Raw genomic sequence first — 22,132 nt, forward strand, 5'->3', positions numbered from 1 at the left:
AGTGCCACGTTCTCTGAAAAAAGGTCCTTTTATTGATCTTCACCTACTGAAGAAGATCGAAGTGGCGGCGGAAAAGAACGATCGCAAACCGGTGAAAACCTGGTCGCGTCGTTCGATGATCCTGCCACAAATGGTCGGTCTGACCATTGCTGTGCATAACGGTCGCCAACATGTTCCAGTTCTCGTGAACGAAGACATGGTCGGCCATAAACTAGGCGAGTTTGCCGGTACCCGCACTTATCGTGGGCACGTGGCAGACAAGAAAGCCAAGCGTTAAGGGGTAAGGAACGATGGAAGTAGCCGCTAAGTTGTCGGGCGCTCGAATCTCCGCCCAGAAAACCCGCTTGGTCGCCGACCAGATCCGCGGGAAGAAGGTGGGCGAAGCGCTCAACCTGTTGGCTTTCAGCAACAAGAAAGCTGCCGAGATCCTGAAGAAAGTGCTGGAGTCGGCTGTAGCCAACGCCGAGCATAACGAAGGCGCAGACGTTGATGACCTCCGGGTCTCCACCGTTTTCGTCAACGAAGGGCGTTCGCTGAAGCGCATCATGCCACGTGCCAAAGGCCGTGCTGATCGCATCGTCAAGCGGTCTTGCCATATCACTGTCAAGGTTGCTGACAAGTAACGGAGTCGAAGAGATGGGTCAGAAAGTACATCCCATTGGCATTCGCCTGGGAATCGTCAAGGAGCACACCTCCGTCTGGTACGCAGACGGTCGGACTTATGCGGACTATTTGTTCGCTGATCTGAAAGTGCGTGAGTATCTCCAAGACAAATTAAAAAGCGCGTCCGTAAGCCGTATCGATATCCATCGTCCGGCTCAGACAGCACGTATCACCATCCACACTGCTCGTCCTGGTATCGTTATCGGGAAGAAAGGTGAAGATGTTGAGAAACTGCGTCAGGACCTGACCAAGCAAATGGGTGTGCCTGTGCACATCAATATCGAAGAAATCCGCAAGCCGGAGCTCGACGGTATGTTGGTTGCGCAGAGCGTAGCTCAGCAGCTGGAGCGTCGCGTTATGTTCCGTCGCGCTATGAAGCGCGCTGTACAGAACGCCATGCGCATTGGTGCCAAAGGCATCAAAATCCAAGTGAGCGGTCGTCTCGGCGGTGCTGAAATCGCACGTACTGAATGGTATCGCGAAGGTCGTGTGCCTTTGCACACCCTGCGTGCCGACATCGACTATGCCAACTACGAAGCTCACACCACTTACGGTGTGATCGGTGTAAAGGTTTGGATCTTCAAAGGCGAAGTAATTGGTGGTCGCCAAGAAGAACTGAAACCACAAGCACCTGCGCCTCGTAAAAAAGCTGCTAAGTAAGGGGTACGCCAAATGTTGCAACCAAAGCGTACGAAGTTCCGCAAGCAGATGACTGGCCACAACCGTGGCTTGGCATTGCGCGGTAGCAAAGTCAGCTTCGGCGAATATGCGCTGAAGTCTGTTGCTCGTGGTCGTCTCACTGCCCGTCAGATTGAGTCAGCGCGTCGTGCTCTGACCCGTCACGTTAAACGTGGCGGTAAAATCTGGATCCGTGTATTCCCGGACAAGCCTGTAACCAAAAAGCCCCTCGAAGTTCGTATGGGTAAAGGTAAGGGTAACGTGGAGTACTGGGTTGCCCAGATTCAGCCAGGCAAAGTCCTGTATGAAATCGAGGGTGTTTCTGAAGAGCTGGCGCGTGAGGCTTTCGCCCTGGCTGCTGCAAAGCTGCCGCTCGCCACCTCCTTTGTTAAACGGACGGTGATGTGATGAAAGCGAATGAACTTCGTGAAAAATCAGCACAGCAGCTGAACGAGCAACTGCTCGGCCTGCTGCGCGACCAGTTCAATCTGCGTATGCAGAAAGCAACTGGCCAGTTGGGGCAGTCTCACCTGCTCTCGCAAGTTAAGCGTGACATCGCTCGCGTGAAGACTGTGCTCAACCAGCAGGCAGGTAAGTAATCATGGCTGAAGCCGAAAAAACCGTCCGTACGCTGACTGGCCGTGTTGTCAGCGACAAGATGGACAAGACCATCACCGTTCTGATCGAGCGTCGCGTTAAGCACCCGATCTACGGTAAATACGTTAAGCGTTCGACTAAGCTGCACGCGCACGACGAAACCAATCAATGCCACATCGGCGACAAAGTCACGATTCGTGAAACTCGTCCTGTAGCCAAGACCAAGTCTTGGGCACTGGTTGATATTCTCGAACGCGCTGTGGAAGTCTAAGGACTAGGGGTCGGAGAAATTATATGATTCAGACTCAATCCATGCTCGATGTGGCCGATAACAGCGGCGCACGCCGCGTTATGTGCATCAAGGTGCTGGGTGGCTCCCATCGTCGTTACGCTGGTATCGGTGACATCATCAAAGTTACCGTCAAGGAAGCAATTCCTCGCGGTAAGGTGAAGAAAGGCCAAGTGATGACTGCTGTTGTAGTCCGCACTCGCCATGGCGTTCGTCGTGCTGACGGCTCCATCATCCGCTTTGATGGCAACGCTGCTGTTCTTTTGAACAACAAGCAAGAGCCGATCGGCACCCGTATCTTTGGGCCAGTGACCCGTGAACTTCGTACTGAGAAGTTCATGAAGATCGTCTCGCTCGCCCCAGAAGTGCTGTAAGGAGATCCGACATGCAAAAGATTCGTCGTGACGACGAGATCATCGTGATCGCCGGCAAAGACAAAGGTAAGCGCGGTAAGGTGCTCAAGGTTCTCGCTGACGACCGTCTGGTCGTTGGTGGGATCAACCTGGTAAAGCGTCATACCAAGCCAAACCCGATGTCGGGCGTACAGGGCGGTATCGTCGAGAAAGAAGCGCCACTGCACGCTTCTAACGTCGCTATTTTCAATGGCGCAACCAACAAGGCTGACCGCGTTGGTTTCAAAGTTGAAGATGGCAAGAAAATTCGTGTCTTCAAGTCGACCCAAAAAGCGGTTGATGCTTGAACACTGCTAGGTAGAAGACCATGGCACGACTAAAAGAGATTTACCGGAAGGAAATCGCTCCGAAGCTTAAGGAAGAACTTAAGCTCGCGAACGTGATGGAAGTTCCGCGCGTTACCAAAATCACCCTGAACATGGGGCTGGGCGAAGCGATCGGCGACAAAAAAGTCATCGAGCACGCTGTTGCTGACCTGGAAAAGATCACCGGTCAAAAAGTCGTTGTGACTTACGCTCGGAAATCCATCGCTGGCTTTAAAGTCCGTGAAGGTTGGCCGATCGGCGTCAAAGTGACTCTGCGCCGCGATCGTATGTATGAATTCCTGGATCGTCTGCTTTCGATCTCCCTGCCTCGGGTTCGCGACTTCCGCGGCCTGAATGCCAAGTCCTTCGATGGTCGTGGTAACTACAGCATGGGCGTAAAAGAGCAGATCATTTTCCCGGAAATCGATTACGACAAGATCGATGCTCTCCGCGGTCTGGACATTACCCTGACCACCACTGCCAAGAACGATGACGAAGGCCGCGCTCTGCTGCGCGCTTTCAAATTCCCGTTCCGCAACTGATTGGAGTAGGAAAATGGCCAAGAAGAGCATGAAGAACCGTGAGCTGAAGCGTCAGCTCACCGTTGCCAAGTACGCCACCAAGCGTGCAGCGCTCAAAGCAATCATCGTTGATCTGAACGCAAGTCCAGAAGCGCGTTGGGAAGCTACCGTAGCTCTGCAGAAGCAGCCACGTGACGCAAGCGCTTCGCGCATGCGTAACCGCTGCCGCATCACTGGTCGTCCGCACGGCGTTTACCGCAAGTTCGGCCTTGGCCGTAACAAGCTGCGTGAAGCTGCAATGCGTGGTGATGTGCCAGGTCTGGTTAAAGCCAGCTGGTAATACGCCTTTCACGCGAAGTTCCGGCTTATCGTGCAAGCGATTGGTCGGAATCAAGCCTGAATTTGAATCAAGCCCCTATTGGGGCTTGATTCATTTCCGGGGTACGCCTAGAATTGCCGGCTCGCCTGAGCCCGTGTTTTTCATTTGCCCGGAATTCTCGGCGATAAGCTGTAGCCGCAAGGCTAATTATTTTGTATTAGGAGCGTCTAGCCCATGAGTATGCAGGACCCGTTAGCGGACATGCTAACTCGTATCCGTAATGCCCAGATGGCTGAAAAGCCCGTCGTAAGCATGCCATCTTCCACTGTGAAGGTTGCTGTAGCCAAAGTCCTGAAAGACGAAGGTTACATTGCGGGTTATCAGATCAGCAGCGAAACAAAACCGCTGTTGTCTATCGAGCTGAAGTACTTCGAAGGCCGTCCAGTCATCGAAGAAGTGAAGCGCGTAAGCCGTCCAGGCCTGCGTCAGTACAAGTCCGTCGATGATCTGCCAAAAGTTCGTGGCGGTCTCGGTGTGTCTATCGTCTCCACCAGCAAAGGTGTGATGACGGATCGTGCTGCGCGCGCTGCCGGTGTCGGCGGCGAAGTGCTTTGCACAGTGTTCTAAGGGGGGATAAGCATGTCACGCGTAGCTAAGAACCCCGTTAAGTTGCCAGCAGGCGTCGAAGTTAAACTCGTCGGCCAGCAGCTTTCGGTGAAGGGCGCCAAAGGCACTCTAGATCTGAACATCCATTCGTCCGTTGAGATTGTTGAAGAAGCTGGTGAGCTGCGTTTCGCTGCTCGCAATGGCGATCAACAGACTCGCGCAATGGCCGGCACCACTCGTGCACTGGTTAACAACATGGTCCAGGGCGTAAGCCAAGGCTTCGAGCGTAAGCTCCAGCTGGTCGGTGTTGGTTACAAAGCGCAAGCAAAAGGCACAGTGCTGAACCTGGCTCTTGGCTTCTCGCACCCAGTGGATTACGACCTGCCGGAAGGCATCACCGCTGAGACTCCCAACCAGACCGATATCTTCATCCGAGGTATCGACAAGCAGTTGGTTGGTCAAGTGGCCGCTGAGATCCGCGACTTCCGCCGTCCTGAGCCGTACAAAGGCAAAGGTGTGCGTTACGCAGACGAAGTCGTCCGCCGTAAAGAAGCCAAGAAGAAGTAGGGCATAGCAAATGACCGTCAAAAAAGTTACCCGACTGCGTCGCGCTCGCAAAGCACGCCTGAAAATGCACGAGCTAGAAGTCGTGCGTCTCTGCGTGCACCGCTCTTCGCAGCACATTTATGCCCAGGTCATTTCGGCCGACGGCAGCAAAGTCCTGGCGAGCGCCTCGACTTTGGACAAAGAACTGCGTGATGGTGCCACTGGCAACATCGACGCGGCCACTAAGGTTGGCCAGCTGGTTGCTGAGCGTGCGAAAGCCGCCGGTGTATCACAAGTGGCTTTCGACCGTTCTGGCTTCAAGTACCACGGCCGCGTCAAGGCGCTGGCTGATGCTGCTCGTGAAGGCGGGCTGGAGTTCTAAGTTATGTCAAATAACGACCAAAAACGCGACGAAGGCTACATTGAGAAGCTGGTTCAAGTTAACCGCGTTGCAAAGACTGTAAAAGGCGGCCGTATCTTCACTTTCACCGCGTTGACCGTGGTTGGTGATGGTAAAGGGCGTGTTGGTTTTGGCCGTGGCAAGTCACGTGAAGTGCCTGCTGCGATCCAGAAGGCGATGGAAGCTGCTCGCCGCAACATGATCCAGGTTGATCTGAATGGCACTACTCTGCAGTACGCAATGAAGTCTGCTCATGGCGCTTCGAAGGTGTACATGCAGCCTGCCTCTGAAGGTACCGGTATCATCGCTGGCGGCGCTATGCGCGCAGTGTTGGAAGTTGCTGGTGTTCAGAACGTATTGGCCAAGTGCTACGGCTCGACTAACCCTGTAAACGTGGTTCACGCCACTTTCAAGGGTTTGAAAGCTATGCAATCTCCTGAGTCTATTGCTGCCAAGCGCGGCAAAAGTGTCAAGGAGATCTTCTGATCATGGCTACCGTTAAAGTAACGCTGATCAAAAGCATGACCGGTCGCATTCCTAACCACAAACTGTGTGTTAAAGGTCTGGGTCTGCGTCGCATCGGTCACACTGTAGAAGTACTGGATACTCCTGAGAATCGCGGGATGATCAACAAGGCTTACTACATGCTGCGAGTCGAGGGTTAATCGATGAAACTCAATGATCTGAGTCCAGCGCCGGGTTCCCGTCGCGAAAAGCATCGTCCGGGCCGTGGTATCGGTAGTGGTTTGGGTAAGACTGGTGGCCGTGGCCACAAAGGTCAAACCTCCCGCTCCGGTGGCACTATTGCTCCGGGCTTTGAAGGCGGCCAACAGCCGCTGCATCGTCGCCTGCCAAAATTCGGCTTCGTTTCCCTGAAGGCCATGGATCGCGCAGAAGTGCGTTTGTCCGAGCTGGCTAAAGTGGAAGGCGACGTTGTAACTGTGCAGTCCCTGAAGGATGCCAACGTGATCAACCAAAACGTACAGCGTGTGAAAATCATGCTGTCCGGCGAAGTTAATCGCGCTGTCACCATCAAAGGTATCGCAGCCACCAAAGGTGCGCGTGCGGCTATCGAAGCAGCTGGCGGCAAGTTCGAGGAATAAATGGCTAAGCAAGGTGCTCTCTCTGCGCTCGGCAAAGGCGGTATGTCTGAACTCTGGGCTCGTCTGCGTTTTCTGTTCCTGGCGATTATCGTCTACCGAATAGGCGCACACATCCCGGTTCCAGGTATTAACCCGGAGCGACTCGCAGACCTGTTTCGACAGAATGAGGGGACCATTCTTAGCTTGTTCAACATGTTTTCCGGCGGTGCGCTGGAGCGGATGAGTATTTTTGCACTGGGGATCATGCCGTACATTTCGGCATCGATCATCATGCAATTGATGACAGCCGTCAGCCCACAGCTGGAGCAGTTGAAGAAGGAAGGGGAAGCTGGCCGTCGCAAGATCAGCCAGTACACCCGCTACGGCACCGTTGTCCTGGCCTTGGTTCAAGCTATCGGCATGTCCGTTGGCCTGGCCGGTCAGGGCGTCGCGTTCTCTGCAGACATAGGCTTCCACTTCGTTGCTGTCACCACCTTTGTGGCTGGTGCGATGTTCATGATGTGGCTAGGCGAGCAGATTACCGAGCGCGGTGTTGGTAACGGTATCTCGATGTTGATCTTCGCAGGTATCGTCGCCGGTCTTCCGAGAGCAATCGGGCAGTCTTTCGAGTCTGCTCGCATGGGTGACATCAATATCTTCGCCCTGGTTGCTATCGGTTTGCTGGCAGTAGCGATTATCGGTTTCGTGGTGTTCATTGAGCGTGGTCAGCGTCGTATTGCTGTTCACTACGCCAAGCGTCAGCAGGGCCGTAAGGTTTTTGCTGCGCAGACTAGCCACTTGCCGCTGAAAGTGAATATGGCTGGCGTTATTCCGGCTATTTTCGCAAGCAGCATTTTGCTGTTTCCGGCGTCGTTGGGTGCCTGGTTTGGTCAGTCTGAAGGTATGGGCTGGTTGCAGGACATCTCGCAGTCGATCGCTCCTGGTCAGCCGTTGAATATTCTGCTGTTTAGTGCAGGGATTATTTTCTTCTGCTTCTTCTATACGGCGTTGATGTTCAATCCGAAAGACGTAGCGGAAAACCTGAAGAAGTCCGGTGCCTTTATTCCGGGTATCCGTCCAGGTGAGCAGTCTGCGCGCTATATTGATGGCGTTCTGACCCGCTTGACCATGTTCGGTGCTCTATATATGACGGCCGTCTGCTTGTTGCCCCAGTTCCTGGTGGTTGCAGCAAACGTACCGTTCTACCTTGGCGGGACCTCGTTGCTGATCGTGGTAGTGGTTGTGATGGACTTCATGTCCCAAGTACAATCCCACCTCGTTTCGCACCAGTACGAATCCCTGATGAAGAAAGCCAACCTGAAGGGCTACGGCAGCGGCATGTTGCGCTGATGTACCCATAAGGTTCGAGGAGCTGGTAATGAAAGTTCGTGCATCGGTGAAAAAGCTGTGCCGCAACTGCAAGATTATTCGCCGCGAAGGTGTTGTTCGAGTAATTTGCAGCGCGGAACCACGTCACAAACAGCGCCAAGGCTGAGTGTGATCTGTGCTTAAGCCCAGCAGCTAGTGCGCTGCTGGGTTGATTATTTGTTATTACAGCGATATTATCTCGCGCCCTATTTCTTGGCTTCCGGGGCGTAGGTAGCTGTCAATTGGAGTCCCACTGAATGGCCCGTATTGCAGGCGTTAACATTCCAGATAACAAGCATACTGTTATCTCGCTGACCTACATCTATGGTGTTGGTCGCACCACTGCACACAAGATCTGTGCAACCACTGGGGTTAACCCAGCGGCAAAGATCAAAGATCTGAGCGACGAGCAGATTGAACTACTGCGTGGCGAAGTGGCGAAGTTCACCACTGAAGGTGACCTGCGTCGCGAAATCAACATGAAAATCAAGCGCTTGATGGACTTGGGCTGCTACCGCGGTCTGCGCCATCGTCGTGGTCTTCCAGTACGCGGTCAGCGTACCAAGACTAACGCGCGTACTCGCAAAGGTCCGCGTAAGCCGATCCGCAAGTAATCGCATTAGCGCAACGACAGGAATTTAGTCATGGCAAAACCTGCTGCTCGTCCTCGTAAAAAAGTTAAAAAGACGGTGGTTGATGGCATCGCCCACATCCACGCTTCTTTTAACAACACAATCGTCACCATCACCGATCGTCAAGGTAACGCGCTGTCCTGGGCTACCTCCGGCGGTTCGGGTTTCCGCGGTTCTCGCAAGTCCACGCCGTTCGCTGCTCAAGTAGCTGCTGAACGTGCTGGTCAAGCTGCGCTGGAATATGGTCTGAAGAACCTCGACGTTAACGTCAAAGGTCCAGGTCCAGGTCGTGAGTCTGCTGTCCGTGCATTGAACGGCTGTGGCTATAAGATCGCCAGCATCACCGACGTGACGCCAATCCCGCACAACGGGTGCCGTCCGCCGAAGAAGCGCCGCGTGTAATCCAGGAGACTGTAGAAAATGGCTCGTTACATTGGTCCAAAATGCAAACTTGCTCGTCGTGAAGGCACCGATCTCTTTCTGAAGAGCGGCGTTCGCGCGATCGAATCCAAGTGCAACATCGAAGCAGCTCCAGGTATCCACGGCCAGCGCCGTGGCCGTCAGTCCGACTACGGCACCCAGCTGCGTGAGAAACAAAAAGTTCGTCGTATCTATGGCGTACTCGAGCGTCAATTCAGCGGTTACTACAAAGAAGCTGCCGGCAAGAAAGGCGCTACTGGTGAGAACCTGCTGCAACTGCTCGAATGCCGTCTGGATAACGTTGTATACCGTATGGGCTTCGGCTCGACTCGTGCTGAATCCCGTCAATTGGTTTCGCACAAGTCGATCAGCGTGAACGGCAAAACCGTAAACGTTCCGTCGTATCAGGTTCGTGCCGGTGACGTGGTTGCTATCCGCGAGAAAGCCAAGAACCAACTGCGCATCGTCCAGGCTCTCGATCTGTGTGCCCAACGTGGCCGCGTAGAATGGGTAGAAGTAGACACTGAGAAGAAATCGGGCGTTTTCAAGAACGTTCCAGCTCGCAGTGATCTGTCCGCCGACATCAACGAAAGCCTGATTGTCGAGCTCTACTCCAAGTAAGGGCTAGAAAATAGGTGCATCCATGCAGATTTCGGTAAATGAGTTCCTGACACCCCGCCACATTGATGTGCAGGTTGTCAGTCCAACCCGCGCCAAGATTACTCTCGAGCCTCTCGAGCGTGGTTTTGGCCATACCCTGGGCAACGCGCTGCGCCGCATCCTGTTGTCCTCCATGCCCGGCTGTGCAGTAGTCGAGGCCGAGATTGACGGTGTACTCCATGAGTACAGCGCCATCGAAGGTGTACAGGAAGATGTAATTGAAATCCTGTTGAACCTTAAAGGTCTAGCTATCAAGCTGCACGGTCGAGACGAAGTTACGCTGACCTTGTCGAAGAAGGGTTCGGGGGTGGTTACCGCTGCCGATATTCAGCTGGATCATGATGTCGAGATCGTTAACCCCGATCACGTAATCGCTAACCTGGCGTCTAACGGCGCCCTGAACATGAAGCTCACCGTAGCTCGTGGTCGTGGTTATGAACCGGCAGACTCGCGTCAGAGCGATGAAGATGAAAGCCGCAGCATTGGTCGCTTGCAGCTTGACTCTTCGTTCAGCCCGGTTCGCCGTATCGCATACGTGGTGGAAAACGCCCGTGTCGAGCAGCGTACTAACCTGGACAAGCTGGTTATTGATCTGGAAACCAACGGTACTCTGGATCCTGAAGAGGCTATCCGCCGCGCTGCAACCATTCTGCAACAGCAGTTGGCTGCGTTCGTCGACCTCAAAGGTGACAGTGAGCCAGTGGTAATCGAACAGGAAGACGAGATCGATCCGATCCTGCTCCGTCCGGTTGACGATTTGGAATTGACTGTACGTTCGGCCAACTGCCTCAAGGCGGAGAACATTTACTACATCGGCGACCTGATTCAGCGCACCGAAGTAGAACTGTTGAAGACTCCAAACCTTGGCAAGAAATCCTTGACTGAGATCAAGGACGTCCTGGCCTCCCGTGGTCTGTCCCTCGGCATGCGCCTCGACAACTGGCCGCCGGCAAGTCTTAAGAAGGACGACAAGGCGACTGCCTGATCGTCGTAATCACCGAACGTTGTGTTTGGTAAGGAATGAACCATGCGTCATCGTAAAAGTGGTCGTCACCTGAGCCGGACTAGCTCCCACCGTAAGGCCATGTTTCAAAACATGGCGGTGTCGCTGTTCGAGCACGAGCTGATCAAAACTACATTGCCGAAAGCTAAAGAACTGCGTCGCGTTGCTGAGCCGCTGATCACTTTGGCTAAAACAGACAGTCTGGCTAACCGCCGTCTGGCTTTCGACCGTACTCGTTCGAAAGCAATCGTTGGTAAGCTGTTCAACGATCTGGGCAAGCGTTATGCAACCCGCGAGGGTGGCTATCTGCGCATCCTGAAGTGCGGTTTCCGCACTGGCGACAACGCGCCAATGGCGTATGTCGAGCTGGTTGATCGTCCTGCTGGCGGCGAAGCTGTATCCGCTGAGTAAGACGTCAGTCTGAAACGAAGAACCGGGCCTAGTGCCCGGTTTTTTGTTTTCAGGATTCGGTGGTTTCGTATTGTCTATGGCTATCGAAGACTAAGATTTAATAAATTTCGCTGTGTAACAGAAGTGGACAATAATCCCTGCCATGCCGATTAGCCGGTCGTTTATGCCAGAGGAATTATTAATGAGCCAACCCAAGACTCTCACCACCGCCAGCGGCGCACCTGTAGCTGATAACCAGAATTCCCGTTCCGCTGGTCCTCGTGGCCCGTTACTGCTTGATGATTTTCATCTGATTGAGAAGCTTGCCCACTTCAATCGTGAAAACATCCCTGAACGTCGTGTGCACGCGAAAGGTTCTGGCGCTCACGGCACCTTTACTCTCACCCGCGATATCACCCAATACACCAGTGCTAATCTGTTCAATACCGTGGGTAAACAGACCCCGATTTTTCTGCGCTTCTCTACTGTCGGTGGTGAACGTGGTTCTGCTGACACTGAGCGCGATCCTCGCGGCTTCGCACTGAAGTTCTACACAGAAGAAGGCAACTGGGACATCGTTGGCAACAACACACCGGTTTTCTTTATCCGTGACCCGCTGAAATTCCCGGACTTTATCCACACCCAAAAACGCCAGCCGCAGACCAACCTGAAGAATGCGCAAATGATGTGGGACTTCTGGTCTCATTCCCCTGAGGCGCTGCACCAGGTCACCATCCTGTTTTCGGATCGCGGTATCCCGGATGGTTATCGCCACATGCACGGCTTCGGTAGCCACACTTACAGCCTGATCAGCGCTGCTGGTGAGCGTCACTGGGTTAAATGGCACTACAAGACCCAGCAAGGCATCAAGAACCTTACGCCTGCCGATGCTGCGCGCATTGCGGGAACAGATCCTGATTACGCTCAACGGGACTTGTTCACCGCCATTGAAAAAGGCGACTTCCCGAAGTGGACCGTCTGCATTCAATTGATGACCGAAGCTCAAGCGGCAGCCCATCACGAGAATCCTTTCGACGTGACCAAAACCTGGTCCCAGAAAGAGTACCCCCTGATCGAAGTCGGTGAGATTGAGCTCAATCGCAATCCGCTTAACTATTTTGCTGAAGTTGAGCAAGCGGCATTTGGTCCAAGCAACATGGTTCCGGGTGTAGGCCTGTCTCCGGATCGCATGCTGCAAGGGCGCGTTTTCGCATACGCCGATGCGCACCGCTACCGGGTGGGCACCAATCACCAGCACTTGCCAATCAACGCACCCCGGAATCCGGTTCATAGCTACCAGCGTGATGGTGCGATGGCTTTCGGTACTAACGGTGGTTCAGGGCCAAACTACGAGCCTAACAGCTACTCAGATGCGCCGAAGCAGGCTCCGCATTATGCTGAGCCATCGCTGGCCCTTAGCGGCGCAGCTGATCGTTATGATCATCGTGAAGATGGCGATTACTACAGCCAGGCGGGCAAGTTGTTCAACCTGATGAGTGCCAACCAGAAAGCACTGCTGATCAACAATATTGCGGGCACGATGGCCGATGTTTCCAGCGATGTGGTGCAGCGTCAGTTGCAGCATTTCTGCAAAGCCGATGCTGCTTACGGCGAGGGTATTGCGAAAGCGTTGGGCGTATCGCTGATGTAAGTCTAAGTGATAAACGGAACCGCCCTCATTTGGGCGGTTTTTCGTATCTGATCACCGATTTTTCGCTGCTTTTTGTCGATTTTTATCACTTTGGACAGTGACCTTCGCAAGCGGTTGGTTCAGACTATGCACTTTCAGGCAGGAGACGTGGGCGATGCTAGGCCACCCGGAAGTAATCGATTATCTCAATACGCTGCTGGTGGGCGAATTGGCAGCGCGTGACCAATATTTCGTTCATTCGCGTATGTACGAAGACTGGGGCTTCACCAAGCTCTACGAGCGTATCAATCACGAGATGGAAGAAGAGGCACAGCACGCCGATGCTCTGATGCGTCGTATCTTGATGCTCGAAGGCACTCCGCGCATGCGTCCGGACGATCTGGATGTTGGTACTACGGTCCCAGAGATGTTCGCTGCTGATCTGCGTCTTGAGTACAAGGTCCGTGCTGCGCTGTGCAAGGGCATTGAGCTCTGCGAGCTGCACAAGGATTACGTAACGCGTGAAATCCTCCGTGTTCAGTTGAACGATACCGAAGAAGATCACACATACTGGCTCGAAAAGCAGTTGGGTCTGATCAAGACCATCGGCCTGGAAAACTACCTGCAGTCGCAATTCTGATTTCGTAGCCAGACAAGCCGCATAAAAAAGCCCCTGCACTTTTACGTGACAGGGGCTTTTTGATTCTAGCGGCCTGACAATGTCAGGCTTTGTCCCTGAGCAGCAGAGGCTTGAGATAGTGACCTGTGTAGGATTGCTCCATTTCAGACACCTGCTCCGGCGTACCTACGGCAATGATCTGTCCGCCTTTGGAGCCGCCTTCCGGACCAAGGTCCACAAGCCAGTCGGCAGTCTTGATCACATCAAGGTTGTGCTCGATGACCACCACGGTATTACCGTGGTCGCGTAAACGATGCAGAACGTCCAGCAGTTGTTGGATATCTGCGAAGTGCAGGCCTGTGGTCGGCTCATCAAGGATATACAGCGTTTTGCCGGTATCGCGCTTGGACAGCTCGCGTGACAGCTTCACCCGTTGAGCTTCGCCGCCAGACAACGTAGTCGCAGATTGACCCAGCTTGATGTAAGACAGGCCCACATCCATCAGGGTCTGTAGCTTGCGCGCCAGCGCTGGAACCGCATCGAAGAACTCGCGTGCTTCTTCGATGGTCATTTCAAGCACTTCGTGAATGCTCTTGCCCTTGTATTTGATCTCAAGGGTTTCGCGGTTGTAGCGCTTGCTCTTGCACACATCGCACGGTACGTAGATATCCGGCAGGAAGTGCATCTCGACCTTGATCAGGCCATCACCCTGACACGCCTCGCAGCGGCCGCCCTTGACGTTGAAAGAGAAACGCCCTGGTCCGTATCCGCGGGAGCGCGACTCAGGCACCCCGGAGAACAGCTCGCGAATCGGCGTGAACAGACCGGTGTAAGTTGCCGGGTTGGAGCGAGGGGTACGACCAATCGGGCTTTGATCGATGTCCACGACCTTGTCCAGATGTTCCAGGCCTTTGATGCTGTCGTGGGTCGCAGCTTCCAGCGTCGTGGCGCCGTTCAGTGCGGTTGCGCTGAGCGGGAACAGCGTGTTGTTGATCAGCGTCGATTTGCCCGAACCTGAAACACCGGTCACGCAGGTCAGCAAGCCAATGGGAATTTCCAGATCAACGTTGCGCAAGTTGTTGCCGCGAGCACCCTTGAGGGTCAGTGACAGCTTCTTATTGCGGGGTGTGCGTTTGGCCGGGACGGCGATCTTCACCCGACCTGACAGGTACTTGCCCGTGAGCGAGTCAGGGTGCGCCATGACCTCGTCCGGCGTTCCCTCGGCGACAATGTGCCCGCCATGCACGCCAGCGCCTGGGCCGATGTCGACCACATAGTCTGCAAGGCGAATCGCATCTTCATCGTGCTCGACCACGATAACGGTGTTACCAATATCGCGAAGGTGTTTGAGCGTTCCTAGCAACCGATCATTGTCCCGCTGGTGCAGGCCAATCGAGGGTTCGTCGAGGATGTACATGACACCGACGAGACCCGCACCAATCTGGCTGGCCAGCCGGATACGCTGTGCTTCACCGCCCGAAAGCGTGTCAGCGCTGCGATCCAGCGTCAGGTAATCAAGACCGACGTTGACGAGGAACTCGAGACGCTCGCGGATCTCTTTAAGAATCTTGTCAGCAATTTCACCGCGACGTCCTGTCAGCTTCAGCTCACCGAAATAATCGGTCGCATCACCGATTGGCATGTTCGTAACGGCAGGCAGTGTCTTCTCGCCAACCCAAACGTGACGAGCCTCGCGACGCAGGCGTGTACCGCGGCAATCCGGGCAGGGCTGCGTGCCGAGAAACTTGGCCAGCTCTTCGCGAACGGTCGCCGATTCGGTCTCCCGGTAGCGACGCTCCAGGTTGGGCACGATGCCTTCGAACGGGTGGGCGCGTTTGACGATGTCACCGCGATCGTTCAAATAGCGGAAGTCGACATTCTGCGAGCCGCTGCCATTGAGCAAGGTTTTCTGAATATCCCCTGGCAGTTCCTTGAACGGTACTTCCAGGCTGAAATCGTAGTGCTTGGCCAGCGAACCGAGCATCTGGAAGTAATACACGTTGCGCCTGTCCCAGCCGCGTATAGCGCCTTCAGCCAGGGTTAGCTCTGCGTTTACCAGACGCTTGATGTCGAAAAACTGCTTAACGCCCAAGCCATCGCACGTCGGACATGCGCCGGCCGGGTTGTTGAAGGAAAACAGTTTGGGTTCCAGCTCGCTGATCGCGTGGCCGCAGATGGGACAGGCGAAGCGGGCAGAGAAAATCATCTCTTCACCGGGCTCGTCATCCATTGGCGCAACCCAAGCGATACCGTCAGCCAATTTCAGCGCTGTCTCAAAAGACTCCGCCAGACGCTGCTGCAGGTCGGCACGCACCTTGAAACGGTCGACAACCACATCGATGGAATGCTTCTTCTGTTTATCAAGCTTTGGCAGCTCATCGAGTTCGCATAGACGGCCATCTACCCGGGCACGGACGAAGCCTTGTGCGCGCAGCTCTTCGAACACTGACAAGTGCTCGCCCTTGCGCTCACGGATCACCGGGGCCAGCAGCATCAATTTGCTGCCCTCAGGTTGCGCCATTACCAGGTCAACCATCTGGCTGACGGTTTGCGCTTCCAGCGGAATGTCGTGATCCGGGCAGCGAGGCTGACCAACGCGAGCATAAAGCAGGCGCAGGTAGTCGTAGATCTCGGTGATCGTGCCCACGGTCGAACGCGGGTTGTGTGAAGTCGATTTCTGCTCGATGGAAATGGCCGGCGACAGGCCTTCGATGGTATCGACGTCCGGCTTTTCCATCATGGAGAGGAATTGCCGGGCATACGCGGAAAGCGATTCGACATAGCGCCGTTGCCCTTCGGCGTACAGGGTGTCGAATGCCAGCGATGACTTGCCAGAACCGGAAAGCCCGGTAATGACGATCAGCTTGTCGCGTGGCAGGGTCAGGTCAATGTTCTTCAGGTTGTGGGTTCGAGCCCCACGAATCAGGATCTTGTCCAAAATGGCCTCGCACGGCGGGCGTCGAAAACGTAGGAGTATACGGAAAAAACACTGGATGGATGCACACTATATGAATAGCTGTCTTAGCCGTAAATGAAGACTGTGTCATCTAGGCGTGTCAAAGCGTCGCGATATACCCCGTCAATCGATGGGACTGGTAGAATCGCCGCCGGTTCACACGAGGTTTTTCCATGCACGATCCCCACAGCGAGAGAATGAGCGGCGGCGAGACCCGCGCAGCAGGCGGTCTTGCGCTGGTATTTGCGTTTCGCATGCTTGGCATGTTCATGGTCCTGCCTGTGCTTGCGACCTATGGCATGGACCTGGCGGGAGCCAGCCCGGCGTTGATCGGTCTCGCAATCGGCGCTTATGGCCTGACCCAGGCGTTCCTGCAGATTCCCTTCGGGATTATTTCCGACCGTATCGGACGGCGTCCGGTTATCTATTTCGGCTTGATCATTTTCGCCTTGGGCAGCGTCCTGGCAGCGAGTGCAGATTCGATCTGGGGCATCATTGCCGGACGTATTCTGCAGGGTGCCGGTGCCATCTCCGCAGCGGTCATGGCCTTGCTCTCGGATCTGACCCGGGAGCAGCATCGCACCAAGGCAATGGCCATGATCGGCATGACTATTGGTCTTTCGTTTGCGATCGCCATGGTGGTCGGCCCGATCCTGACCAGCGCCTTTGGCTTGTCCGGTCTGTTTCTCGCAACCGGTGCGATGGCCTTGGTGGGGATTTTCATCGTCGCGTTCGTGGTGCCAAAAAATACCGTCACCTTGCAGCACCGCGAATCGGGCGTTGCGCGTCAGGCGTTAGGACCGACCTTGCGTCATCCTGATCTTCTTCGACTGGATTTGGGTATCTTCGTGTTGCACGCGATGCTCATGTCAAGCTTTGTGGCCTTGCCGCTGGCACTGGTGACAAAAGCCGGTTTGCCCAAAGAAGAGCACTGGTGGGTCTATCTCACGGCACTGTTGATTTCATTTTTCGCAATGATCCCATTCATTATTTATGGTGAGAAAAAGCGTCAGATGAAGCGTGTGCTCATCGGTGCAGTCACCGTATTGATGCTCACTGAACTATTCTTCTGGGAGTTTGGGAACACGTTACGAGCACTGGTCATCGGGACAGTGGTATTCTTCGTCGCGTTCAACCTGCTGGAAGCGTCTTTGCCGTCATTGATCAGCAAAGTCTCACCGGCTGGCGGAAAAGGTACGGCGATGGGGGTTTATTCCACCAGCCAGTTCCTTGGTTCGGCCGCAGGTGGGATACTCGGCGGCTGGTTGTTCCAGCATGGCGGGCTCGACGTGGTGTTCCTTGGCGGGGCTGCGATGGCCGCCATCTGGCTAGCGGTTGCAGTAACCATGCGTGAACCGCCTTACGTGACGAGCCTGCGTCTGCCCTTGTCGCCTGAAGCCCTGCGTGATGCGGGCCTGGCGGACAGACTGAAGGCCGTGGAAGGCGTAACGGATGCAGTGGTGGTTGCCGAGGAGGCAGCCATCTATATCAAATTGGATACAAAACTATTGGATCGCGCGTCTCTGGAACGGATGGTCAACCCAGCCACCCAAGCGTGCGAAGCCTAGGAGAACGTTATGGCCCGTGGGGTTAACAAAGTTATATTGGTCGGCACATGCGGCCAGGATCCCGAAGTTCGCTACCTGCCTAACGGTAATGCCGTGACCAACCTGAGTCTGGCGACCAGCGAACAGTGGACTGACAAACAGACCGGTCAGAAAGTCGAAAAGACTGAATGGCACCGTGTGTCGATGTTCGGCAAAGTCGCCGAAATCGCTGGCGAATACCTGCGCAAGGGTTCCCAGGTCTACATCGAAGGCAAGCTGCAGACCCGCGAGTGGGAAAAAGACGGTATCAAGCGTTACACGACTGAAATCGTCGTCGACATGCAAGGCACCATGCAACTGCTGGGCGGCCGTCCACAAAACGACGGCGCTCCTCAAGGGCAAGGTGGCGGCAATTATCAGAATTCCGCTCCACGTCCTCAGCAGTCGCGTCCACAACAGTCCGCGCCGCAGCAACAGCCACAGCGCGAATCCCGTCCGGCTCCGCAGCAACAAGCGCCACAGCCGGCCGCCGATTTCGACAGCTTTGATGACGATATCCCGTTCTAACCAACTCGCTTCGTCTGGCTGACGAAAAAGCCCGCAGCGTTCATTCGTTGCGGGCTTTTTGTTGGGCGTGCATATGACAGATTGCACGTTGTAGGAGCTGCCGATGGCTGCGATTCAGACAGTCTCAGGATAACTTCGCAGCTTTCGGCAGCTCCTACAGGTCCAATGTTTGCGGAGAGTCAGCGCGGTGCCATGGGCAACGGAGCTTTCTGTTACAACCCCAACTCAGACAACCCCGGATGATCATCCGGACGCCGACCCAGCGGCCAGTGGAACTTGCGCTCCGACTCTTTGATCGGCATGTCGTTGATGCAGGCGAAGCGGTTGGCCATCAAGCCATTCGCGTCGAACTCCCAGTTTTCGTTGCCGTATGAGCGGAACCAGTTGCCCGAGTCATCGTGCCATTCGTAGGCGTAGCGCACGGCGATACGGTTATCGGTGAAGGCCCATAATTCTTTGATCAGCCGGTAGTCCAGCTCCTTCGCCCATTTGCGAGTCAGGAAGGCTTTGGCTTCGTCCCGGTTAGTCGCGAACTCTGTGCGGTTGCGCCATTTAGTATCCAGTGTGTAGGCCAATGCGACTTTTTCGGGATCGCGACCATTCCAGCCATCTTCGGCCAGGCGGACTTTCTGGGTTGCAGACTCCCGGGTGAAGGGCGGCAAAGGCGGGCGGGTTTCAGTGCTGGGTGACATGGCAAAACCTCTGGACGGACAGTGGGGGATCAGCTTGCAGTGGGCGCAGGCTTTTTCGTTAAGGCATTCAAGAGCAATTGCGCCATGTCGCGGGCGCTGTCGGCGGCATTGTGGTCGCCCATGACCAAGGCAAGGGTGATGGCGCCGTCGATCAGGATCAGCAGTTGTTTGGCCAGCACATCGGGCTGTTCGATGTTCAATTGCTGGCAGAGCTCCAGTGCGTAATCAAAAAGCTTCTGTTTGTGGGCTTTTGCCAACTGACGGATTGGATCTTCAGCGTCGCCGATCTCACCCGCCGTATTGATAAATGCGCAGCCACGAAAGCCTTCTGATTCAAACCAGCCTTTGAGCACGGTGAACATTTCGAGAATGCGCGCTTCAGGGCTCGTAGCCTTGTCGGTCTCAGTACGAAACCAATGCATCCAGCGAACATCGCGCGCGCTAAGCGCGTTCACGGCCACGTCTTCCTTGGTAGCGTAATATCGGTAGATGCTTTTGCGCGCCACGCCGGAAGTACGCACCAGCAAGTCCATGCCCATGGCATGAATCCCGTTGGTGTAGATCAGTTGCTCGGCGGTTTGCAGGATTTTGTCCTGAACAGCGGTGGTCGATGTCTTATTCATGGTCGAAGGGTAGAACGATCGTTCTACCCTGTCAAACGTATCCCTTAAACCACCTGATCAGTTTTCGGGATCGCCCGTTTGCGTTGCACAGAGTCTGGCTCTGCACGGATAAGGGTGATTGGGATGGATTTGGCGGCGGGGACCTTACTCCGTTCTGCGTAGTGCCAAAGCGGCACTAATGGATTACATTCCGGGTAATATGCCGCGCTGCAGCCTTCGGGAATGTCATAAGCGATGATTTGCATTGGCCCGGCTTCTCGCGGTGTTTCCGGTTCTACCGCTGTCTTTAGCAAAACCCAATCACCTGCGGTAAAGCCGAGCCGTACGATGTCGTTACGATTCATGAAAATCACCGAACGTGTACCGCTGACGCCCCGAAAGCGATCTTCATAGCCATAGATCGTGGTGTTGAATTGGTCATTGCTGCGTAGCGTCATCAGTTGCAGAACATCATGGCAATCAGATCCCGGGCTGACGTCACTGTCTTCATCAAGGGATTGTGGAGTGATGAAATGGGCACGCCCGCTCTCGGTTTTCCATTCACGCTGAATGGCCGGGATCGGTTTATGAAAGCCACCGGTTTGCCACATCCGGGTTTCCATATCATGAAAAATTTCCGGGTACACGGTCGCGATGGCGTGGCGAATCTTGCTGTAATCACTGCGCCAGGCATCCCAGTCGATGTGCTCTGTTCCCGTCAGTGTCGCTTCTGCCAGGCCCGCAATGATCGCGGTCTCGGCGCGCAATTGTTCGCTCGCCGGTTCGCTGGTGCCTTTCCAGCCATGAATGCAGCCAGTGCTGTCTTCGGTGCTATAGCTTTGTGCGTGACCGTTCTGGCGGTCGATTTCAATCTTGCCGAGGCACGGTAGCAGCCAAGTGTTTTTCGCCGTAACCAGGTGGGTGCGGTTGAGCTTGGTGGCAATTTGTACGCTCAGTTGCAGATTTTTCCAGGCAGGTTCCATGCGTGAGGTATCGGGAATCGCCCGGAGAAAATTACCGCCCAGACCGATGAAACCGCGCACGCTGCCGTCAACGATGCCTTCGCAGGTTTCCACGGTCGCACGCCCTTTGTTTTTCGGGACCTGAAACCCGAACAACGTCTCAATGTTATCCACAGGCACCTTGCCTGGGTCTTCAGTGATGCCGACGGTTCGCTGACCTTGCACATTGGAATGACCGCGCACCGGGCAGATACCAGCGCCGGGCTTGCCGATGTTACCGCGCAGCATCAGCAGGTTGACCAGCATCTGTACGGCTTCAACCCCTTTACGGTGTTGAGTGATGCCCATGCCGTAAACAACGATGGTCCGTTCGCTGGCGGCATAAACTGTCGCCGCCGCCTCCATGGCCTCACGAGTGAGCCCCGAGCGTTCCTTCAGGGTGTCCCATCCGCAGTTACGTACCGCATTGATAAAGTCGGCGAAGCCTTCGGTATGTTGGCCGATGAACGCTTGATCAATCACTGGAGGCTCGCCCTTGATCAGTGCGGTCTTGTCGATTTCCAGCAATGCTTTGGCTATGCCCATGACGGCTGCAATGTCACCGCCTATCGCTACCTGATGGTACTGGGTGCTGATCACTGTCGAGTCTGGACCGAGCATCTGGACAGGTGATTGCGGATTGACGAAGCGTTCCAGTCCTCGTTCCCGGATGGGGTTGAACGTGATGATCGGCACATTTCGACTGCGTGCCTCTTGCAGGTCATGAAGCATGCGCGGGCTGTTGCTACCTACATTCTGCCCAAAGAAAAAGATGCAATCGGTCTGCTTGAAGTCCTCAAGCGTCACAGTGCCTACGGGGACGCCAATGCTTTCCTGCAATCCCACCGAGGTGCTTTCGTGGCACATGTTGGAGCTGTCTGGCAGGTTGTTTGTCCCGTAAGCTCTGGCGAAGAGCTGGTACATGAAGGAGGTTTCAAGGGAGGCGCGCCCTGAGGCATAAAACGCGACGCTATCCGGGTCCAGGTTTTTTAGCTGCGTGCCTATCTCGAGATAAGCCTGCTCCCAAGTGGTTTCGCGGTAATGGTCAGTTTTGGGGTCGTAGCGCATCGGGTGGGTCAGGCGGCCATTCTGCTCGAGGTCGTAATCGGGCAATTGCAGCAGCTCTGTGACTGAGTGGTGGGCAAAGAACTCAGGGCCGGTTTTCAGCGAGGTCAATTCCCAGGCTGTGGCTTTCGCTCCGTTTTCGCAGAACTCCAGCGCGTGAGGTTTGCCGGGTTTGGCCCACGCACAGCTGACACAGGCAAAGCCTCCCGGCTTGTTTTGCCGGGTCAGCGCACCCGACGCTTTGAGCAGTGTCTGTTCACGCCAGAGAATACGCATGACCGACATGGCGGAGCCCCAACCGCCTGCTGCCATTTCGTAAGGTTTATAGCGTGTCCGGGGATGAATGAGCATCAGGGTTTCCTCTTGCCGAACAGCCGCGCTGAACGTCTTATGCAACTCTGACGTGGGGGCCTATTGAAGGTTCGCTGTGCTTTCTCCAGTGGTTGTCATGGGATTGACAGGCGAAAACCGAACTTGTCCGCCTTATACGAATCAGTTCCTATTGCCTGACAGGCAGAGCCCTGACCATCGAGGAGTGCCCCGCGTTTTGTTGAACTTCAA

Annotated in this window: 31 protein-coding genes; 27 read left to right on the forward strand and 4 right to left on the reverse strand. The window is 54.9% G+C overall.

Annotation, left to right across the window (positions count from 1 at the left end; genetic code table 11):
• The first annotated feature begins 1 nt into the window (after nucleotide 1).
• The 25 genes from rpsS (at nucleotide 2) to bfr (ending at nucleotide 13,162) form a co-directional block, all read left to right on the forward strand.
• Nucleotides 2-277 carry a 30S ribosomal protein S19 gene (gene rpsS / locus RX972_RS09990; protein ID WP_002555486.1) on the forward strand — a complete coding sequence of 92 codons (276 nt, stop codon included), beginning with the start codon at nucleotides 2-4 and terminating at the stop codon, nucleotides 275-277.
• 13 nt (nucleotides 278-290) lie between these two features.
• A complete protein-coding gene (gene rplV / locus RX972_RS09995) occupies nucleotides 291-623 on the forward strand; it encodes a 50S ribosomal protein L22 (protein WP_027898302.1) in 333 nt (110 codons plus the stop codon).
• Between the two features lie 13 nt (nucleotides 624-636).
• Complete coding sequence (gene rpsC / locus RX972_RS10000) at nucleotides 637-1,323, forward strand: 30S ribosomal protein S3 (protein WP_003176422.1); 687 nt, start codon at nucleotides 637-639, stop codon at nucleotides 1,321-1,323.
• Nucleotides 1,324-1,335: 12 nt separating this feature from the next.
• Nucleotides 1,336-1,749, forward strand: a complete 414-nt coding sequence (gene rplP / locus RX972_RS10005; protein ID WP_027898303.1) for a 50S ribosomal protein L16 — start codon at nucleotides 1,336-1,338, stop codon at nucleotides 1,747-1,749.
• Nucleotides 1,749-1,940 carry a 50S ribosomal protein L29 gene (rpmC, locus tag RX972_RS10010; protein ID WP_002555481.1) on the forward strand — a complete coding sequence of 64 codons (192 nt, stop codon included), beginning with the start codon at nucleotides 1,749-1,751 and terminating at the stop codon, nucleotides 1,938-1,940. Before rplP ends, rpmC begins: the two co-directional genes overlap by 1 nt.
• A 2-nt stretch (nucleotides 1,941-1,942) precedes the next feature.
• Nucleotides 1,943-2,209 (forward strand): 30S ribosomal protein S17, encoded by a 267-nt coding sequence (gene rpsQ, locus RX972_RS10015; RefSeq protein ID WP_002555480.1) that lies wholly within the window; start codon nucleotides 1,943-1,945, stop codon nucleotides 2,207-2,209.
• 23 nt (nucleotides 2,210-2,232) lie between these two features.
• Nucleotides 2,233-2,601: a 50S ribosomal protein L14 gene (gene rplN, locus RX972_RS10020; protein ID WP_002555479.1), complete on the forward strand. Its 369-nt coding sequence runs from the start codon at nucleotides 2,233-2,235 to the stop codon at nucleotides 2,599-2,601.
• A gap of 11 nt (nucleotides 2,602-2,612) precedes the next feature.
• Complete coding sequence (gene rplX / locus RX972_RS10025; RefSeq protein WP_002555478.1) at nucleotides 2,613-2,927, forward strand: 50S ribosomal protein L24; 315 nt, start codon at nucleotides 2,613-2,615, stop codon at nucleotides 2,925-2,927.
• 20 nt (nucleotides 2,928-2,947) lie between these two features.
• A complete protein-coding gene (gene rplE, locus RX972_RS10030; RefSeq protein WP_004883677.1) occupies nucleotides 2,948-3,487 on the forward strand; it encodes a 50S ribosomal protein L5 in 540 nt (179 codons plus the stop codon).
• Nucleotides 3,488-3,500: 13 nt separating this feature from the next.
• Nucleotides 3,501-3,806 (forward strand): 30S ribosomal protein S14, encoded by a 306-nt coding sequence (gene rpsN, locus RX972_RS10035; RefSeq protein ID WP_027898304.1) that lies wholly within the window; start codon nucleotides 3,501-3,503, stop codon nucleotides 3,804-3,806.
• 213 nt (nucleotides 3,807-4,019) lie between these two features.
• Nucleotides 4,020-4,412 carry a 30S ribosomal protein S8 gene (gene rpsH, locus RX972_RS10040; protein WP_027898305.1) on the forward strand — a complete coding sequence of 131 codons (393 nt, stop codon included), beginning with the start codon at nucleotides 4,020-4,022 and terminating at the stop codon, nucleotides 4,410-4,412.
• A gap of 12 nt (nucleotides 4,413-4,424) precedes the next feature.
• Nucleotides 4,425-4,958, forward strand: coding sequence for a 50S ribosomal protein L6 (gene rplF, locus RX972_RS10045; RefSeq protein ID WP_027898306.1), 534 nt, complete (start codon nucleotides 4,425-4,427; stop codon nucleotides 4,956-4,958).
• A 10-nt stretch (nucleotides 4,959-4,968) separates the two neighbouring features.
• Entirely contained in the window at nucleotides 4,969-5,319 is a 351-nt protein-coding gene (gene rplR, locus RX972_RS10050; RefSeq protein WP_027898307.1) for a 50S ribosomal protein L18, read from the forward strand.
• Nucleotides 5,320-5,322: 3 nt separating this feature from the next.
• Entirely contained in the window at nucleotides 5,323-5,823 is a 501-nt protein-coding gene (gene rpsE / locus RX972_RS10055; RefSeq protein WP_003186035.1) for a 30S ribosomal protein S5, read from the forward strand.
• A gap of 2 nt (nucleotides 5,824-5,825) precedes the next feature.
• A complete protein-coding gene (gene rpmD, locus RX972_RS10060) occupies nucleotides 5,826-6,002 on the forward strand; it encodes a 50S ribosomal protein L30 (RefSeq protein ID WP_003186033.1) in 177 nt (58 codons plus the stop codon).
• A gap of 3 nt (nucleotides 6,003-6,005) precedes the next feature.
• Nucleotides 6,006-6,440 (forward strand): 50S ribosomal protein L15, encoded by a 435-nt coding sequence (gene rplO, locus RX972_RS10065; protein WP_027898308.1) that lies wholly within the window; start codon nucleotides 6,006-6,008, stop codon nucleotides 6,438-6,440.
• A complete protein-coding gene (secY, locus tag RX972_RS10070) occupies nucleotides 6,441-7,769 on the forward strand; it encodes a preprotein translocase subunit SecY (protein WP_027898309.1) in 1,329 nt (442 codons plus the stop codon).
• Nucleotides 7,770-7,797: 28 nt separating this feature from the next.
• On the forward strand, nucleotides 7,798-7,914 hold the full coding sequence (gene rpmJ, locus RX972_RS10075; RefSeq protein WP_002555468.1) for a 50S ribosomal protein L36: 117 nt from the start codon (nucleotides 7,798-7,800) through the stop codon (nucleotides 7,912-7,914).
• A 130-nt stretch (nucleotides 7,915-8,044) separates the two neighbouring features.
• The gene (gene rpsM / locus RX972_RS10080) at nucleotides 8,045-8,401 is read left to right on the forward strand and encodes a 30S ribosomal protein S13 (protein ID WP_027898310.1); all 357 of its coding nucleotides are present in this window, start codon (nucleotides 8,045-8,047) and stop codon (nucleotides 8,399-8,401) included.
• Between the two features lie 30 nt (nucleotides 8,402-8,431).
• The gene (gene rpsK / locus RX972_RS10085) at nucleotides 8,432-8,821 is read left to right on the forward strand and encodes a 30S ribosomal protein S11 (protein WP_002555466.1); all 390 of its coding nucleotides are present in this window, start codon (nucleotides 8,432-8,434) and stop codon (nucleotides 8,819-8,821) included.
• 18 nt (nucleotides 8,822-8,839) lie between these two features.
• Nucleotides 8,840-9,460: a 30S ribosomal protein S4 gene (gene rpsD / locus RX972_RS10090; protein ID WP_025262045.1), complete on the forward strand. Its 621-nt coding sequence runs from the start codon at nucleotides 8,840-8,842 to the stop codon at nucleotides 9,458-9,460.
• Between the two features lie 22 nt (nucleotides 9,461-9,482).
• Nucleotides 9,483-10,484 carry a DNA-directed RNA polymerase subunit alpha gene (locus tag RX972_RS10095; protein ID WP_003176403.1) on the forward strand — a complete coding sequence of 334 codons (1,002 nt, stop codon included), beginning with the start codon at nucleotides 9,483-9,485 and terminating at the stop codon, nucleotides 10,482-10,484.
• Nucleotides 10,485-10,526: 42 nt separating this feature from the next.
• Nucleotides 10,527-10,913, forward strand: a complete 387-nt coding sequence (rplQ, locus tag RX972_RS10100; protein ID WP_008145500.1) for a 50S ribosomal protein L17 — start codon at nucleotides 10,527-10,529, stop codon at nucleotides 10,911-10,913.
• 181 nt (nucleotides 10,914-11,094) lie between these two features.
• Nucleotides 11,095-12,543, forward strand: a complete 1,449-nt coding sequence (locus RX972_RS10105; protein ID WP_316874726.1) for a catalase — start codon at nucleotides 11,095-11,097, stop codon at nucleotides 12,541-12,543.
• A gap of 154 nt (nucleotides 12,544-12,697) precedes the next feature.
• Nucleotides 12,698-13,162, forward strand: coding sequence for a bacterioferritin (gene bfr, locus RX972_RS10110; protein ID WP_027898312.1), 465 nt, complete (start codon nucleotides 12,698-12,700; stop codon nucleotides 13,160-13,162).
• Between the two features lie 82 nt (nucleotides 13,163-13,244).
• Here bfr and uvrA read toward each other — a convergent pair whose 3' ends face one another.
• Nucleotides 13,245-16,079, reverse strand: a complete 2,835-nt coding sequence (gene uvrA / locus RX972_RS10115; protein WP_099268178.1) for an excinuclease ABC subunit UvrA — start codon at nucleotides 16,077-16,079, stop codon at nucleotides 13,245-13,247.
• 191 nt (nucleotides 16,080-16,270) lie between these two features.
• Here uvrA and RX972_RS10120 point away from each other — a divergent pair, with 191 nt between their 5' ends.
• On the forward strand, nucleotides 16,271-17,665 hold the full coding sequence (locus tag RX972_RS10120; protein ID WP_027898314.1) for an MFS transporter: 1,395 nt from the start codon (nucleotides 16,271-16,273) through the stop codon (nucleotides 17,663-17,665).
• 9 nt (nucleotides 17,666-17,674) lie between these two features.
• Entirely contained in the window at nucleotides 17,675-18,211 is a 537-nt protein-coding gene (locus RX972_RS10125) for a single-stranded DNA-binding protein (RefSeq protein WP_027898315.1), read from the forward strand.
• Nucleotides 18,212-18,423: 212 nt separating this feature from the next.
• Here RX972_RS10125 and RX972_RS10130 read toward each other — a convergent pair whose 3' ends face one another.
• The 3 genes from RX972_RS10130 to RX972_RS10140 are packed head-to-tail and all read right to left on the reverse strand — an operon-like array spanning nucleotide 18,424 to nucleotide 21,922.
• Nucleotides 18,424-18,903, reverse strand: a complete 480-nt coding sequence (locus RX972_RS10130) for a nuclear transport factor 2 family protein (protein ID WP_263269021.1) — start codon at nucleotides 18,901-18,903, stop codon at nucleotides 18,424-18,426.
• 29 nt (nucleotides 18,904-18,932) lie between these two features.
• The gene (locus tag RX972_RS10135) at nucleotides 18,933-19,526 is read right to left on the reverse strand and encodes a TetR/AcrR family transcriptional regulator (RefSeq protein ID WP_099268180.1); all 594 of its coding nucleotides are present in this window, start codon (nucleotides 19,524-19,526) and stop codon (nucleotides 18,933-18,935) included.
• A 44-nt stretch (nucleotides 19,527-19,570) separates the two neighbouring features.
• Nucleotides 19,571-21,922 (reverse strand): FdhF/YdeP family oxidoreductase, encoded by a 2,352-nt coding sequence (locus RX972_RS10140; RefSeq protein WP_316874734.1) that lies wholly within the window; start codon nucleotides 21,920-21,922, stop codon nucleotides 19,571-19,573.
• Nucleotides 21,923-22,132: the final 210 nt, after the last annotated feature.

The sequence above is a fragment of the Pseudomonas syringae group sp. J309-1 genome (assembly GCF_032582135.1).
Taxonomy (GTDB): Bacteria; Pseudomonadota; Gammaproteobacteria; order Pseudomonadales; family Pseudomonadaceae; genus Aquipseudomonas; species Aquipseudomonas quasicaspiana.